The sequence below is a fragment of the bacterium genome (assembly GCA_030685015.1).
Classification (GTDB): Bacteria; CAIWAD01; CAIWAD01; order CAIWAD01; family CAIWAD01; genus CAIWAD01.
Window position 1 is genome coordinate 40005 of the sequence record JAUXWS010000059.1, and the last position, 15354, is coordinate 55358.

Consider the following 15354-nt stretch of genomic DNA (forward strand, 5'->3'; position numbering starts at 1 on the left):
TTTCTTGCCCGGTCCCGTTCCAGGTGATATGATAAGGCGCACAGGAGGTGCGATCCCCTGTCGTGGCAACTGTTTCCAGAAAGGGCTGACGTGAAGAAAGGCGGCCGCATCGGGCACCGTGTTCCCACCTACGTCTTCGTGGGACTGATGACGCTGGCGCTGGCCCAATCCACCTGGTGGGTGATCTACCAAGTGGGGGAAAGCGCCCGCACCCGCGACCTGGAGCTTAAGATCCTCGAGGAGCGGGCCCGGCTGGCGGAGCGGGACTTGCAGGCGGTGGGTCGACCCCTGGATGCCGACGAGCAAACAGTTTTCCTCCGGCGCTTTCCCGGCCTGGCCCTGATGGCCACCGACAGCTCGGCCACCGGCCTCAGCCCGGTGGTGGGCAGCGAGCGTTTACGCCAGGCCTGGTCCGAGGCGGCGCGACGCACCCGCATGTTCGTGCTGGAGGGCGCCTTTTTCACCCTGCTCATCATGCTGGCCGTCCGCTACCAACTCAAAGCGCAGCGCAGCCTGGGCGACGCCGTGCGACAGCAATCCAATTTCATCAGCGGCGTGACCCACGAGCTGAAGTCGCCCCTCACCTCCATCCGGCTCTATGCGGAGCTCCTGGAAAATCCTGACATCAAGCCCGAGGCCCGCTTGCGGGGGGCGGCCGTCATTCGCGAGGAGGCGGACCGCCTGTCCGCGCTGGTGGAGCAGATCCTGCGGGCCAGGGCGCTGGACGCCCGTGAAATGCGCCTGGAGTTGCGGCCCCTGGAGTTGCAGGCCTGGCTGCAGGATCGCGCCGTCGCCATCGAAGGCCGTCTGCGCGTCCATGAGCGCCAGCTGGAGCGGTCCGGGGCCGCTCTTCCCGAGAGCCTTGGGCCGTTCTGGGTGCTGGCCGACGAGGAGGCGCTGGACCTGGTGATCGGCAACCTGGTGGACAACGCCATCAAATATTCGCCGCGCCCATCGCGGATCAGCCTTGGGTTGGAACGGCAAGGGCCCTGGGCCGAGCTGTGGGTGGCCGACGAGGGCGTGGGTTTCGAACCGCAGGAGAGTCGTCGTCTCTTTGACCGTTTCTACCGGGGAGGAAGCGAAATGACCCGCCGCGCCAAGGGTACGGGCCTGGGGCTTTACCTTGTGCGGGAGTTCGCGGAGGCGATGAATGGCCGCGTGCTGGCGGAAAGCGACGGTCCCGGGCGCGGGGCCCGTTTCGCCGTGCTGCTGCCGCTTCACCCAAATGGAAAGGTCTGATCATGGCGGGCATTCTCATCGTGGAAGACGAGGAGCATATCGCCGAGGCGCTCCAGCTGCACCTGGAGGCCGCCGGGCACAGCTGCCGACACGTGGACAACGGCGACACGGCGCTGCGCGTGATCATGGAGGGGGGCCACGACATCGTCCTGCTGGACGTCATGCTGCCCGGGCTGGATGGATTCGAGGTCTGCCGGAGGGCCCGCGAGCAGGGCGCCCGGCTCCCCATCCTCTTCCTGACCGCCAAGGATCTGGAAAGCGATCGCGTCCTTGGCCTGGAACTGGGCGGCGACGATTATCTGACCAAACCCTTCAGCACGAGGGAGCTGCTGGCCCGCATCGACGTCATGCTTAGGCGGCAATCCTGGTACAATCAGCCTCCCGCCGTCGGCACAAGTCTCCGCTTTGGGGGGCATGAGGTCAACTTCGAATCCTACGAAGCGAAGCTGGCCTCCGGCGAACGGGTCCGCCTCACCCAGAAAGAATGCATGCTGCTCAAGCTGCTGGCGGAAAAGGACGGCATGGTGGTGGAACGGGCCGAGATCCTGGATCGCATCTGGGGCTACGAACATTACCCCAGCACGCGGACGGTGGACAATCTGGTGCTGCATCTGCGCAAGTACTTTGAGCCGGACCCGGCCGAACCCCGTCACTTCCTCTCCGTCTACCGGGTGGGCTACCGCTTCGTGCGGACGCCCGAGACCGACTAGCCGGACAGCGGGTCAAGCAGCACATCCAGGCGATCCGGCGCGACTGGCCGGGCACACTCAATTCAGGACGCCGCCATGCGAAGCATCCACATCCTGCTGCTGAGCGCCATGCTCGCCTTCCGTGTCCTGGCCGGTCCCTCGCCGGAGGCGGTGCCGGCTGCGGCGCCCGCCTTCGATCCGGTGCAGGCCGTGCCCGTCGAGGCCTTCCTCTCCCACGACAAAGTGGCCCCGGGAGAGCCGGCCCGCGTGGCCGTCGTCTTCCGGGTGCCCAAGGGTTACCACATCACGGACATCAAGTACGAGATGTTCTACGTCGAGGCCGACACGACGGAGCGGCTTCGCCTGGACAGCCTTGTCTACCCGATGGGCGTGACCGAGCACGAGGAGCAGATTTATCGGGGCGATGTCACCGTCTTCGGCCAAGTGGCCCTGCAACCAGGTCCGGCCGAGGATCTGGAATGGACCTTGCGCGCCGGTTATCAGATCTGCAGCGAGACGGGCGACCTCACCTGCTACATGCCGGTGGACAAGGAATTCAAGCTGATGGTGCCGGTGGCGGCGTCAACGGCGGAGATGAAGCCCCGGCATGCCGAGATCTTTGGTTGGAATGAAAGGGCAAGGGGCGCATCCGATCTTGGGACGCCGGCGGAAGGCTTGGAGGGTCGGCTGCAGGCCGCCCTGGAGGCGGGCTCGTGGCTGGCCTTCCTGCTCGTCTTCCTGGGCGGCGTGCTCAGCAGCCTGACGCCCTGTGTCTATCCGGTCATTCCCATCACCATCTCCTTCATCGGGGCGCGCAGCAAGGGCCGGCTGCACGGCTTCATCCAATCGCTCTTCTTCGTGGCGGGCATGGCCCTCGTCTACAGCGCGCTGGGCGTGGCGGCGGCGGCGACGGGGGGCAGCTTCGGCGCCATCGGTCAATCGCCCGTGGTGCAGGCGGTCATCGCGGCCATCTTCCTTGTCTTCGCCGCCAGCATGTTCGGCGCCTTTGAGATGCAATTGCCCTCCAGCGTGTCGGAGAAGCTGCAAGGAGGCAGCCGGTCGGGACCCATGGGCGCCGTGCTGATGGGGGCGATCACAGGCTTCATTGCCGCGCCCTGCGTGGGGCCCATCATCGCGGCGCTGCTGGTCTTCATCGCCGCCACCCAGAACCTCGCCCTGGGCTTTTTTCTCATGCTGAGCTACGCGCTGGGCATGGGAGTGCTCTTCCTCGTCATCGGGACCTTCGCCGGGGCGCTCAACAGCCTGCCCGGCGCCGGCGGCTGGATGGAGACCGTGAAGAAGTTCTTCGGCGTGGTGATGGTGGCCATGGCCATCTACTTCCTGCGGGACATCATTCCCGCCGGCTGGATGTCCTGGTTGGCCGGATCCGGATTGGTGGTGTTCGGCATCTTCACCGGCGCCTTCGATCCCGTGCCGGAGGAGAGCGGCACGGGCCCGCGCCTTTTCAAGGCAATGGGTTGGATCGCCCTGCTCATCGGCGCCCGCTTCCTGCTCTTCGGTTTCGGCGGCCCTGTCTCGGCGGGGCCTGGTCTTACCATTGACGCGCGGCCGGAACTTGAATGGGAGATTTCCTCCCCCGATGCCGACCGCCATGAAAGGCTGCTTGCCGAGGCCGCCGCGGCCGGACAACCGGCCCTGATGGATTTCTGGGCCACGTGGTGCGTCCAGTGTCGCGAGTTGGACCACAAGACCTGGAACGATCCGGCGGTCTTTGCCGAGGGGCAGCGTTTCCGGCGCATCAAGATGGACATGTCGAAATCCGACAGCGAGTGGGCCAGGGCGCAGAACAGCGCCTTCCGGGTGGTGGGCATGCCCACCGTGGTTTTTTATGACAGCCAAGGGCGCGAGGTCAAGCGCTTCATGGGCTACCAGAAGCCGGAGGCTGTGTTGGACCTGATGCGCGGCGTCAACTGAAGCATGAGTGCCGAGCGAACAATCATGCACGCCCAGCTGCAGTCGGTGATGGAGGACCTGCAACGGTCCGAAGATGAACTGCATGCCTTTGCGGCCGGGGCGGATGAGGATGGGTGGAACCGTCGGCCAGGGCCGCGGCGCTGGTCGGCGTCAGAATGTGTGGAGCATCTCAACCTCAGTTCGGAAGCCATCCTGCCCGAGTTCTGGCGCGCCATGGAGAGGGCGCGATCCGCCGGCGAGGCGACGCCGCGTCCCCTTCGCCTGGGTTTGACGGGTTGGCTGCTGGTGAAAGGATCGGGGCCCGGCTGGAGCCCACGGGTGAAGACGCGCACTGGATTCGAGCCGCGTCATCATGGCTCCGTGGGGGACGTGCGGGACCGCTTCCTGGCGCTGCAAGATGAGCTGCGAGTCTGCCTGCGGGCCGCCGATGGCCTGGCCATCGATCAAGCCCGGGTCATCTCGCCCTTTGACGGTCGGGTATCCTATAACCTCTACGCCGGGTTCAGGCTGGTGGCCGCGCATCAGGCGCGGCACTTGAGGCAGGCGGGGGAGGCGCTGGGGTTGCGGTAGGGACGCGACGCGTCGCGTCCCTACCAGGTGTCGCGGTCGCAGAGGCGGTGCCAGAGTACGTTGTCCCCCACCAAGGCCCTCATGCTGGACAGCTCCCGCCTGCTGCGAATCACCCGTTCCAGGAAACGACCCTGCCAGATGACATCATCTGGCCGGCCGGGTCCTCGTCGCCACTCCCTGGTGCAGGCGGCCTTGAATCCGCGGATCATGGTGGGCAAAGTCTGACGGGTCGGGGCGCCGAAGGCCTCGCACTGCCGGGATTGCCCTGGTTGGATGATCATCAGGATGCCGTGGAAATGGGTGGGCATGACCTGATGAAGGTCCAGACGCAGGCCGGGATAATGCTCGGGCAGGGTCTGCCAGAGACGATCCACCAGTTGCCCAAGCTCTGACAGCCTGATGCGGTTCCCCACGGTCGAGCCGAACAGGGGACGGGCCGCCGCGGTCCCGATGGAGACATAGTAGGCGCCACGCTGGCCATAATCAAAGCCGCGCAGGCGGATGCTGCGTCGATTGTGCATGGGGCGCCAACCGCGGCCCGGTCTTTCTGGTTCTGATGGTGCCCGGGGAATTCCAGCCTTCCGCAGGAGCCGTCGGACTTGCATGACACCAGCACCGTAGGGACACGATGCATCGTGTCCCTACGGTCGCTTCGCTCCACATCCGTGCTAACTTCCCCCCATGAACATAACCGAGATATTCCACTCCCTGCAAGGCGAAGGCCCCCACCAGGGCTTTCCCACCGTCTTCGTGCGCTTCACCGGCTGCGACCTTCGCTGCTCCTGGTGCGACACGGCCTATGCCTTCCATGGCGGACGCGCCATGACGATCGAGGAAATCCTGGCGGCTGTGATGGCCTTCCGGTGCCGGCGCGTCTGTCTCACCGGCGGCGAACCCCTGCTGCAGAAGGATCTGCCCCGGCTGGCGGAAGCCCTGGTGGACAATGGCTTGCTTGTATCGGTGGAGACAGGGGGACATCGCCCGCTTGCCACCCTGCCTGCCCGCCTGACGCTGGTGGTGGATGTGAAATGTCCAGGCTCCGGCGAAGGCGGCCGCTTCCTTGAGGAGAACCTGCGTCTGCTCAAACCAGGCGACGAGCTGAAGTTCGTGGTGGCGGACTGGGCCGACCTGGATTTCGCGCTTGAATTCTGCCGCAGCCGCCAGATACCGGCCGGCGTGACCAGTCGCATCTCACCGGCCTGGGGCGCCCTGGACCTTCCCGAATTGGCGCGCCGCATCCTGGCAAGCGGTCAGGATGTGTCCCTGGCCCTGCAGCAACACAAACTCATCTGGGGAGCGGAGGCCCGGGGCGTATGATGGAGCGGGCGGTCGTGCTGGTCTCGGGGGGCATGGACAGCTGTGTCACCCTGGCGGAGGCCCTGGCCTCGGGTCGTGAGCCCTGGCTCATGCACGTGCAGTACGGACAGCGCACCCAGCGCCGAGAGCGACAGGCCTTCGAGGCGCTGGCCGAGTTCTACCACATCCCGGACCGCCGCCGCCTGGTGGTGGACATCTCCCATCTGGCCGCCATGGGCGGTTCCTCCCTGACCGACCCCGATGAAGCCGTCAGCGACGGGCGCCTGGATGCCCCCGGTGTCCCCCGCACCTACGTGCCCTTCCGCAATGGCAACCTGCTGGCCATTGCCGGCAGCTGGGCCGAAGTCATCGCCGCCACCACTATTTGGCTGGGCGTGGTGGAGGAGGACGGCTCCGGCTACCCCGACTGCCGCCTGGACTTCATCCGGGCCATGGAGTCGACTTTGCGCCTGGGCACCGCCGGCGCCGGCGGGATTCGCATCGAGACGCCCCTCATCAAGCTGGACAAGGCCGGCATTGTTCGCCGCGGCATGGCGCTGGAAGCGCCCTTCCACCTTACCTGGAGCTGTTATCGCGCCCAGGAGGAGGCCTGCGGAACCTGTGACTCCTGCCTGCTGCGCCTGCGGGGCTTCCGGCTGGCTGGGCGGCCGGATCCCATTCCCTACGCAGCGCCCTGATCCCCCGCCGGGCGGGCGGAACAAGTGGGAAGCCCGCGCAGCTGGCGCGGGCTTCCCGGGGGGGGATGCACCTCAACGCGTCTTTATTTCAGCAGGTGAAGAATCTGTGTCTCAACTCCCTGGGCTGTCTGCAGGGCGACCAGGTAGGCGCCGCTGGCCAGGTGCGAGGCCTCCCAGCGGACTTCGTGGCGACCGAGGGCCACCAGGCCGTTGACCAGTTCGGCCACCTGCTGGCCGGCGATGTTGTAGACGGCCAGGCGCACGGCGCCGGTCTCGGCCAGATCGAAGACAAGGGTCGTGGCCGGGTTGAAGGGGTTGGGGTAGGCCGCGCCGAGGGCCGTGGCCTGGGGCAGGTCCGTCGTTGCGGCCAAGGCGTCGCCGCTGGCGCCGGAATGAAGGGAGTTCGGATCGCGACGGAGCTTGGGGGTCGTCTTGGGGGCGAAGGTCAACTCGATGGAGACGGTGTCGGAGTTGGCCACGCCATCGGTCACGAAGTAGGTGAAGTTGAGGGCGGACCCGGCGTTGTCGGCGTAGACCGTGAAGACATCGCCCTCAATGGGCTGGCTGTCCACCACGTAGGTCAAGGGATCGCCGTCGGCATCCCAGGCCACCAGCTGGATCTGCTGCATGCCCGGGTTCTGGAGGTGCGTGAAGACAGGGCGGACCTGCGGCACGTCATTCACGGACAGGACATTGACGATCAGGCTGGCGGGCTGGCTGCAGCCGACGCCGTCGCAGGCTTGGTAGATGAAGACAACCTGGCCGTGGAAGTTGGCCGCGGGCATCCAGGTGAAGAGGTCGCCGGCCAGGGGTGTGCCGTTCACGGTGTAGGTCAGCGGATCACCGTCCGGGTCGTGGCCGCTCAGCTGGACCACCAGCTCCTCATCCTCCAGCGTCTCCACCGTGATGGTGGCGACGATGGGCAGTTGATTGGTCTGCAACACGGTGACGGTGATGGTCGCCGGATCGCTGCAACCGCTGCCGTCGCAGGCCGCGTAGGTGAAGACATGGACACCGGCGGAGGTTGGCGTCCAGCTCCAGATGTTGCCAAAGATGGGCAGACCGTTGACGGTGTAGGAGAGGGCGTCGCCGTCCGGATCACTTCCCGCCAGGGTCAGGCTGATGGGCTCTCCCACCACCGCCGCGAGGGCCACCGATTGGACCGTGGGCAGCTGGTTGACGCTTGACACGATTACGACAATGCCAGCCGGCTGGCTGCAGCCGCCCTGGTCGCAGGCCTGGTAGGTGAAGGTGAAGGTGCCGTTGGTGTTGAGCGGCGGGGTCCAGGTCCACACATCGCCAGCCAGCGCCTGCCCGTTGACACGGTAGCTCAGGGGGTCGTTGTCCAGGTCGTAGCCCACCAGGGTGGTCGTGATCGTCTCGTTCTCGGCGCACTGGAAGAAGAGGGAGGGCACGACGGGGACGCGGTTGACGGACACGCCAATGGGGGCGATGCCGACCACGGCGCCCTGGACGCTGTTGAAGGTGTAGTTGCCCGGGCTCAGGTCGGTCAATTCGAAGTAGCCGTTGTAGCTCCCGCTCCAGCCCCAGTTGATGTGGAACCAGGTGCCGTTCTGCACGCCGTCCACGTTGAAGGCGTGGCCGCCGGCGGGACCCTGGCCGCGATAAACCATGGGGCGGCCCGCCGCCAGCTCGGAGAGCAGCATGGACTGCCAGGTGTCGGCGGCATAAGAGGAGCGCCACACCATGCGGGTCGTGTCTCCGTAGCGGAAGTGGTTGCGCAGGGCCGTCACCACCATGCTGCTCTGGGCCGAGGAGCCGGAGGGGCCGTAGTTCATGCGAACCGACACGCCGGCCTCGTAGAGCAGTTGGCGGACATCCGGATTGCTCGCCGCGGGAGTGATGGCGTCCCAGTCGTAAGAGACGGTGTTGAAGTCCACCGTGATCTGGCCGTAGGTGCTGTGCTCGTAGCTCTGGACGTTTTGTCCCTGGTTGGGCCAGTTCCAATAGTCCAGCACCTGGGCCAGCGCCACTGCCACGCAACCCACGTAGGCATGGCCGCCGGGTCCGGCCGCATCGGCCGGGCACTGGCTGTTCCAGGCCGAGCCCTGGCTCCACATGGCCTGGATGAGGGGCGGCACGTCGTCGCCGGGCTCGGTGCGCAGGGCGCCGTCGGCACCGGTTCCGCCGTCCGACAACAAATCTTCCCAGCGGACGCGGGCCGGCTCGCTCTCACCGCCGCGGGCGCGCAGTTTCAGCACTTCCTGCTCCTCGGCCTGCAACCAGTCCACCAGTTGCGGGGGCAGGTCGCCTTCCGGCAGGGGCTGGTCGGACCAGCCGATGACGGGCAGCAGGGCGTCGTCGCCGCTGGCCAGCACCCAGCCGCCACCCACCAGGGCTGCCAGGTAGAAGACCGGCTGGTCGGCGTCCCAGGCCAGGGGCCGCAGCTGACCCACCTGATGATTGGAGAGCAGGTCGCTGCCAGCGGCAAAGCGCTCGGCCATGACGCGCACATCATTGGCCGCCACGGGCGCGGCCTCCAGGGTTGCGCTGGTCAGGGTGGTCAGCAGGCCGGCGGTGGCCAAGGTGCGGGTGATCGTGGTGCGTGTCATGTTTTCCTCCCGGTTACGGACCCGCTAGAGGCGAGGATCATGCCAGTTTTCACCCGAGACAAGCCGTTGATAGACAAGGGGAACACCTCGTGAACTCGTCCGAATATGGCGCAGATGAGCCAAACAAAGCTGAGAGGGGTCTGGTTCAAATGCGCCAAACTTTTGCGGACTCGCGAATTCTCGCCTCTCTGGACGATGAGAAATGGGGCCATGGCGGTGGCGATCAACCATTGGAGGGAGGGCCAAGTAAGGGCCAAAGGAAGGCTGGCGTCGTTATACGCATGATGATCTTGTTGTCCAGCAACCAGATTGATCCAGACGGGGGGGGATCCTTGTCTGATCGGCGGACTTTGGAAGGGAGGCTGCGCCGTGCTCCTGCGCTCCTGGCCTGCCGCAATGAAGGAAGGTCGCGGTCGGATCTGCTGATTTGAACCAAACACAGGCCAATCGGTCTGTACATGCCGTGCCAAGCCTGGTCCGGTCAGAGCCGGGGTCGCGCCATGGCCTTATCTTGCAGGCGCCAGCAGGAGAGTGAATGGACACGCCACGCCTCACCCACCGTCTTCACGGCTCGATTCGCCGGGCGGTCCCGTCCGATGCGCCGGCCAGGGTCGGCGAACAGGACGCGCCATTGGATCCAGTCCAGGCAAACCCATTTGGCGAGGTGGGTCCGCCCCAACCCGGCTGCCGCGGACAGGATCGATGAGACGACAGCGGCTGTTCGCGGACCATCGCGGCGCGTGGCGGCTGGGCGCGGCGCTGGCCGCTCTCATCGTCGGCAGCTGCGCCCTGTTCTGGTGGCTGGAGCGCGGCCAGGGTCAACTGCGCACCCCGCTCGATCTTGTCTACTGGTGGGTTGTCACCACCACCACCGTGGGATATGGCGACATCTCGCCGCACACGCAGGGCGGCAAACTGGTGGTCATCCTGGTCGTCCTCGCCGGCGTGACAGTGGTGGCCACCGTGGCGGCCCGGGTAGGAGGCGCCTTCCTGCAGAAGCGGCTACTGCAATGGAGAGGATTCGGACGCATGGACCATCTGGGCGGACACACGCTTGTCTGCGGTTGGAGCGAAGACCTGGACGGGATTCTCCAGGCCCTGGTGGAGCATGGCCCTGGCATCCGCGCCGACCAGATCGTGCTGGTGTGCGGCCAGGAACTGGACCGCCTGACGGCGCTGAAGAGCCGGCCCGAGCTGTCCGGCCTCCATCTTGTCTCCGGCGACGTCACCCGGGTGGCGGACCTGGAGCGCGCCGGGGCGGCGCGGGCGGCCACGGCCCTGATCCTGGCCGACGACCTGGACCCGGCGCCCGACTCGCGCACCCTCCTTGCCGTCATGGCCTTCCGTCAACTCAACCGCGAAGCCCATCTCTGCGCCGAGGTGCGCGAGCAGCGCTTCGTGCGCTACGTGGTGGAAGCCGGGGCCGACGAGCTGATCGACCCCGGAGCCTTCCGCCGGGCCATGGCGGCCCAGGTCCTGGCCTCGCCGGGCATGGGCCGCGTCTTCGAGGACCTGCTGCGGGTGGATCACGGCGTCCGCATGGGCTTCGAGGAGATCCCCGCCTCGCTGGTTGGACAGAGTTACACGGAGTTGAATCGTCGCTATGTGGAACGGGAGGGCGTGACTCTCATCGGCCTGCTGGAGAATGTGGGCAGCCCGCTGCAGATCAAGCGGGAGGCCCTGCGCGAGGCGCAGAAGACACCGGATGTCAGCCGCTTGGTCAACCGCCTGCGGGAGGCCAAACAAGTGCAAGCCCACCATCCCGTCCTCTGCCCCGCGCCCGACCATCCCTTGCGGCCGCACACCTTGGCCGTGGTGGTGCGGCGTTCCACCGGGGAGGACCCGACATGAGGATTACTCCGGAGACGCTGCCGCTGCTCGGCGCCTTTCCCCTGACAGCGCCGCTGGCCGGCGATCCCGCCGCGCTGGAGTTGCTGGCCGGGATCTTGGAGGAGCGCCGGTACCGTGCCGGCGACCAGATCGTGCACAAGGGGGAGCGGGGCGATTGCGCCTTTCTGCTGGTGGACGGCGAGGTGGAAGTGCTGGACTACACGATGGACCGGGAGCCCTACACGCGGGCCGTCCTGGATTCGGCGGAGCATCCGCTCTTCGGCGAGGTGGCGCTTGTGGGAGACGGCGAGCGCATTGCCACGGTGGAGGCGCGCACGAACTGTCTCTGCTGGGTGCTGCGCCGGGAGGCCTTCGAAAGGCTGGGCGACCAGCACCCCCGCGTGGGACTGGCCTTGCTCCGCCACGTGGCGCACCTGCTGGCGGGGCATCTGCAGAAGACCAATCGGGATGTCCTTCACCTCTTTGAAGCCCTGGTGCTGGAGATCGAGCAAAAGGCGGTGGGCGGCCGCTGAGGAGATGGAATGATCGGGATCCTGACTCTGGCATTTGTCGCGCTGGCCGTGATCCTATTGGTGATCGGGCTCCTGCGCCGTCCGCGAGTCGAGCTGGACCACACAGCATTGCGCGATGAGCTGGACAGGCTTGGGCAGAGACTTCGGGAGGAGGGCGCCACCCAGCGCCGGGAAGCGGAGGAGGGCGCCCGCGCCCTGCGCGAGGAACTGGGGCGCATGGTGCAGGAACTGGGACGAACGCTGCGGGAGCCGATCAGCGCTCTGGGCGAGATCCAGCAGCGTCAGTTGACGGACTTCGGGACGAGCCTGGAGCAGTTGCGTGTCACGTTGTCCGACCAGGCCGGCGCGCAGCGCAAGGAGCAGGCCGACCGCCTGGACACGCTTCGCCAGGAACTCGCCGGTCAGTTGACCCTGATCAGGACGGGCGTCGCCGAGCAGCTGGACAAGCTGCGGGAGTTGAACGAGACGAAGCTCGAGGAGATGCGGCGCACGGTGGATGAGAAGCTGCACGACACGCTGGAGAAGAGACTGGGCGAATCCTTCCGACAGGTCAGCGAGCGCTTGGAGCAGGTCCAGCAAGGGCTGGGGGAGATGCGCGGATTGGCCGCCGGCGTGGGCGACTTGAAGAAGGTGCTGCAGAACGTGAAGACGCGCGGCACCTGGGGCGAGGTGCAGTTGGGCAGCCTCCTTGAGCAGATGTTGACTCCCGACCAGTACCAGCGCCAATACAAGCCCCGGCCCCGCTCGGCGGAGGTGGTGGAGTTCGCCGTGCGGCTTCCCGGAAGGGGTGAGGGGGACGACCCCGTCTTCCTGCCCATTGACGCCAAGTTTCCCAAGGAGGACTACGAACGGTTGGTGGACGCCTCCGAACAGGGCGATGTGGCTGGCGTCGAGGCGGCCGTGCGCCAGCTGGAGCAACGCATTCGGCAGGAGGCGCGCGGCATGCGCGACAAGTACATCGTGCCGCCTCAGACAACGGACTTCGCCATTCTCTACCTGCCGACCGAAGGTCTCTACGCGGAAGTGTTGCGGCGACCGGGACTGGCCGACCAGGTGCAGCGCGAGAGCCGGGTCATGATCGCAGGCCCAACGACCCTGGCCGCCCTGCTCAACAGCCTGCAGATGGGTTTTCGCACCCTGGCCATCGAAAAGCGCTCCAGCGAGGTGTGGCGCATGCTGGCGGTGGTCAAGCGCAAGTTCGAGGGCTTCCGCGACACGCTGGAGAAGGCGCAGAAGAAGATCGGCGAAGCCGGCAAGGTGCTGGCCGACGCCCAGGACGACACGCGCATCATGGGGGACAAGTTGCGCAAGGTGGAGGCGCTGCCCGGGGCGGAGTCCCGTCCCACCCAGGAATGGATCGAGGGTCAGGAAACATCACGGGAAGCGGACGATGAGGTGTGACATGACATGGATAAACACGTCAAGCACCGGCGGACGATGGATCGGCCTCCTCGTCGTCGGGCTCCTCCTGGCAGGGTGTGGCGCCCACCGAATCCAGCCGCGCGCACCGGGGGATTGGGTGGTGGAACTCGTCGAGTTGCAGGTGGGCGCTTCGGACTTCCACGTGTCCAGGAGGGGTCAAGCACTGGACTTGGCGGTCCGGGTCCTAGAGGATGGAACAGCACTCAAGGCCTCCGGCCCGGAGCGCCTCTCCGGCCGCCGTGGTCAGCGGATTCTGGATCAGCCAATGGCCTGGCTGATCCGCTACGATCCTCAGCGCACATACCAGGTGCTTGTCGTGGAGAAGGGCTTCGCCTCGCGACGAGCCAAATGGGAACTGCCCCCCACTCCCCGATTGAATGAGTGGCCCTTTGCCGGGAAAGACGGTCTGCTGCCTTTTGGAAAGGAGTCTTACCTGAAGTTCCGGGTGCGACGCATCGACGACTGATTGATCACGAGCAATGCGCAAACCGCGCAGCGGCCTGGAATGAATAGGCCCCGGACCAGCCGGGGCCTTTGCCATGGATGGGGGTGGAGCTACTTGGTCACCTCGACCGAGCGGCAGGAGATCGTCACGTAGGAGGTGAAGAAGCTGATGAGCACGTCGTCGACGTTGTAGACCGTCTTGATCTGGTAGTCCTTGGCATCGCCGGCGAGGACGGCCGAATCCACGTTGTTCAGCGGCACCAGGCCGAAGAGCACGTACCACTGCTTCTGCTTCTTCTTGACGACATCACCCTTCTGGGAACCGGCGCCGATCTTGTGGACGTGAGCCGTGCAGCTTGCCAGCAGGGCAAGGATCAGGAGCGGGGCGAACACTTTGGCCAGCTTCATGGAACAGCCTCCTACTCTGGGGTGGAAGTGGATGGAAAGGACATGGAGCCGAGCGAGGATTCGATCAGCTCCACTTGGGTCTCGTAGATCTGGCGAGGCACCAGGAAGTCCAGGAGCAGGCCGTTCGCCAGCATCAACTTGAAGTTGACGATCAGGCTGTCCTGCACCAGGCTCTGCAGACAAAGCTGGTCCTGCAGGAGGTAGGTGGCGTGCTGCAGGGCCTTTCCGGCGAACCTCTCGTCAAGCCGCTGCCGCTGTCGGCGCTCCTCCTCCCGCCAGGTGCGCACGCTGTCGCTTTGCCAGCGCGAGAGCACCAGGGTGCAACCCTGCCTCGCATTCAGGAAGACCGCTTCAAGGTTCAAGATGACGGACTGATCCTGGTCCTCCCGCAGCAGGCCCGCCAGCTGGCCCAGACGCGTGGAGTCCACCTTGTCCCAGCCCGCGGGCGCCTGGAAGCTGAAGGCCGGTTCCGCCAGGGAGAAGGACTCGCCCAACAGGTGGGGCGAGAGGGTGAACGCCATGAGAAGAGGCGGCTCCTCGGCGGGCGGCGCCGAATTGGAGCAGGACAGGCCCATGACCAACAGCAGCGCCAGGAGGACGCATCGACGGACAAGCGACATTTCGACTCCCGTTAAGGCAGCGCCAACTTAGCACAACCCTGGCTGGCCGCGGCAGGACAGCCAAGCCGCTCACCCTGTCGCCATTGATTCGACTTTGTGTGGAGGTGGTCGATCACTTTGCCGGAGCGATGGTGCGTGGCAGCGGAGATACCAGTCCCGACGGAAGGGCAAGGCCTGCCACCGGCCTGGTATCAGACAACTCCCGCCCACCGGTTGCGCCGATCAAAGATGCACCGACACCCTCTGGGCCAGACCACTCACCCTACTTGAATGTGATGAGCGCCAGCGCCGCCCCGGCCGGATCTGTCACCGTGCAGAAGCGGCCCACGCCCGGCACGTCCATGGGCGGCACGCAGAGCCCGCCGCCCAGGGCCTCCACCCGCGCCGCCGCGGCGTCCACGTCGGGCAACGAGACATAAGGCGTCCACATGGCGGGAGCCGGACCCATCTCCGGCGTCAGGGCCATCATGCCTCCCACCTGGGTCTCGCCGGCCAGGAAAAGGGTGTATTCGCCCATCCCGGCCACGGGCATGGATTTCGTGGTCCAGCCCAGCAGCGCGGAGTAGAAGGCGACGGCCCGCGCCGGATCGCGCGTCATCAATTCCCGCCAGCAGAATGCGCCCAGGTGCTGTTCCGGTTCGGTGGACGGCTTCAGGAAGCGCATGGCGGCGAAGAGGACGCCCTCCGGATCCTTCAGCACCGCGCTGCGACCCACCTCCGGGATATCGTGGGGCGGCATCACCACGGATCCCCCCAGCTCCACGGCGCGGCGGGCGGTCCCGTCCACATCCGCCACGTTGACATAGCAGAGCCAGCCGGTCCACTCGCCGGTCTCCTGCCGCGAATGGGGCTGGGCGCCGGCGACGTAGGCCCCCTCGGGACCGAAGAGGGTGTAGACGCCGCCGCCCGGCAGCGGCCAGTCCCGCGTGGCCCAACCGATCAAGTCCTGGTAGAAGGGCACGGCGGCGGGCAGGTCCGCACTCTGCAGTTCCTCCCAGCAGAATCCGCCCTGCGGTGTCAGACGCTCGTTCATCTGTCCTCCCAATGGCTGTCCGTGTGTGACGGGCCCCTGGCGCGGCCCGCCCGCAACCTACCAA

Annotated in this window: 15 protein-coding genes; 10 read left to right on the forward strand and 5 right to left on the reverse strand. The window is 66.3% G+C overall.

All coding sequences use genetic code 11. The annotated features are described in order from the left end of the window. Nucleotides 1-90: 90 nt before the first annotated feature. The 4 genes from Q8O14_08075 to Q8O14_08090 all read left to right on the forward strand — a co-directional run bounded on the left by Q8O14_08075 (nucleotide 91) and on the right by Q8O14_08090 (nucleotide 4433). Nucleotides 91-1239, forward strand: a complete 1149-nt coding sequence (locus Q8O14_08075; GenBank protein ID MDP2360696.1) for a HAMP domain-containing sensor histidine kinase — start codon at nucleotides 91-93, stop codon at nucleotides 1237-1239. 2 nt (nucleotides 1240-1241) lie between these two features. Beyond that, nucleotides 1242-1949, forward strand: coding sequence for a response regulator transcription factor (locus Q8O14_08080; GenBank protein MDP2360697.1), 708 nt, complete (start codon nucleotides 1242-1244; stop codon nucleotides 1947-1949). Between the two features lie 75 nt (nucleotides 1950-2024). Beyond that, nucleotides 2025-3863, forward strand: a complete 1839-nt coding sequence (locus Q8O14_08085; GenBank protein MDP2360698.1) for a cytochrome c biogenesis protein CcdA — start codon at nucleotides 2025-2027, stop codon at nucleotides 3861-3863. A 24-nt stretch (nucleotides 3864-3887) separates the two neighbouring features. Then, on the forward strand, nucleotides 3888-4433 hold the full coding sequence (locus tag Q8O14_08090; GenBank protein MDP2360699.1) for a DinB family protein: 546 nt from the start codon (nucleotides 3888-3890) through the stop codon (nucleotides 4431-4433). A 20-nt stretch (nucleotides 4434-4453) separates the two neighbouring features. Here the strand turns inward: Q8O14_08090 and Q8O14_08095 are convergent, their stop codons facing one another. Further along, on the reverse strand, nucleotides 4454-4954 hold the full coding sequence (locus tag Q8O14_08095; protein ID MDP2360700.1) for a hypothetical protein: 501 nt from the start codon (nucleotides 4952-4954) through the stop codon (nucleotides 4454-4456). A gap of 160 nt (nucleotides 4955-5114) precedes the next feature. Here Q8O14_08095 and Q8O14_08100 point away from each other — a divergent pair, with 160 nt between their 5' ends. Both Q8O14_08100 and queC read left to right on the forward strand, forming a co-directional pair. Further along, the gene (locus tag Q8O14_08100; protein ID MDP2360701.1) at nucleotides 5115-5750 is read left to right on the forward strand and encodes a radical SAM protein; all 636 of its coding nucleotides are present in this window, start codon (nucleotides 5115-5117) and stop codon (nucleotides 5748-5750) included. After that, nucleotides 5750-6427, forward strand: coding sequence for a 7-cyano-7-deazaguanine synthase QueC (gene queC / locus Q8O14_08105; protein MDP2360702.1), 678 nt, complete (start codon nucleotides 5750-5752; stop codon nucleotides 6425-6427). The genes Q8O14_08100 and queC overlap by 1 nt, the downstream gene beginning before the upstream one ends. Before the next feature lie 83 nt (nucleotides 6428-6510). Here the strand turns inward: queC and Q8O14_08110 are convergent, their stop codons facing one another. Further along, complete coding sequence (locus Q8O14_08110; protein MDP2360703.1) at nucleotides 6511-9000, reverse strand: C10 family peptidase; 2490 nt, start codon at nucleotides 8998-9000, stop codon at nucleotides 6511-6513. 702 nt (nucleotides 9001-9702) lie between these two features. On the opposite strand from Q8O14_08110, the gene Q8O14_08115 reads away from it, so the two are divergent. The 4 genes from Q8O14_08115 to Q8O14_08130 all read left to right on the forward strand — a co-directional run bounded on the left by Q8O14_08115 (nucleotide 9703) and on the right by Q8O14_08130 (nucleotide 13251). After that, nucleotides 9703-10851: an ion channel gene (locus Q8O14_08115; GenBank protein MDP2360704.1), complete on the forward strand. Its 1149-nt coding sequence runs from the start codon at nucleotides 9703-9705 to the stop codon at nucleotides 10849-10851. Further along, nucleotides 10848-11363, forward strand: coding sequence for a cyclic nucleotide-binding domain-containing protein (locus tag Q8O14_08120; protein ID MDP2360705.1), 516 nt, complete (start codon nucleotides 10848-10850; stop codon nucleotides 11361-11363). The genes Q8O14_08115 and Q8O14_08120 overlap by 4 nt, the downstream gene beginning before the upstream one ends. Nucleotides 11364-11372: 9 nt before the next feature. Then, nucleotides 11373-12764 carry a DNA recombination protein RmuC gene (gene rmuC, locus Q8O14_08125; GenBank protein ID MDP2360706.1) on the forward strand — a complete coding sequence of 464 codons (1392 nt, stop codon included), beginning with the start codon at nucleotides 11373-11375 and terminating at the stop codon, nucleotides 12762-12764. 121 nt (nucleotides 12765-12885) lie between these two features. Then, the gene (locus tag Q8O14_08130; GenBank protein ID MDP2360707.1) at nucleotides 12886-13251 is read left to right on the forward strand and encodes a hypothetical protein; all 366 of its coding nucleotides are present in this window, start codon (nucleotides 12886-12888) and stop codon (nucleotides 13249-13251) included. Nucleotides 13252-13340: 89 nt separating this feature from the next. Here the strand turns inward: Q8O14_08130 and Q8O14_08135 are convergent, their stop codons facing one another. From Q8O14_08135 to Q8O14_08145, 3 genes are all read right to left on the reverse strand, one after another. Then, nucleotides 13341-13637 (reverse strand): hypothetical protein, encoded by a 297-nt coding sequence (locus tag Q8O14_08135; GenBank protein ID MDP2360708.1) that lies wholly within the window; start codon nucleotides 13635-13637, stop codon nucleotides 13341-13343. 11 nt (nucleotides 13638-13648) lie between these two features. Continuing rightward, nucleotides 13649-14257: a hypothetical protein gene (locus Q8O14_08140; protein MDP2360709.1), complete on the reverse strand. Its 609-nt coding sequence runs from the start codon at nucleotides 14255-14257 to the stop codon at nucleotides 13649-13651. 262 nt (nucleotides 14258-14519) lie between these two features. After that, complete coding sequence (locus Q8O14_08145) at nucleotides 14520-15290, reverse strand: VOC family protein (GenBank protein MDP2360710.1); 771 nt, start codon at nucleotides 15288-15290, stop codon at nucleotides 14520-14522. Between the last annotated feature and the right edge of the window lie 64 nt (nucleotides 15291-15354).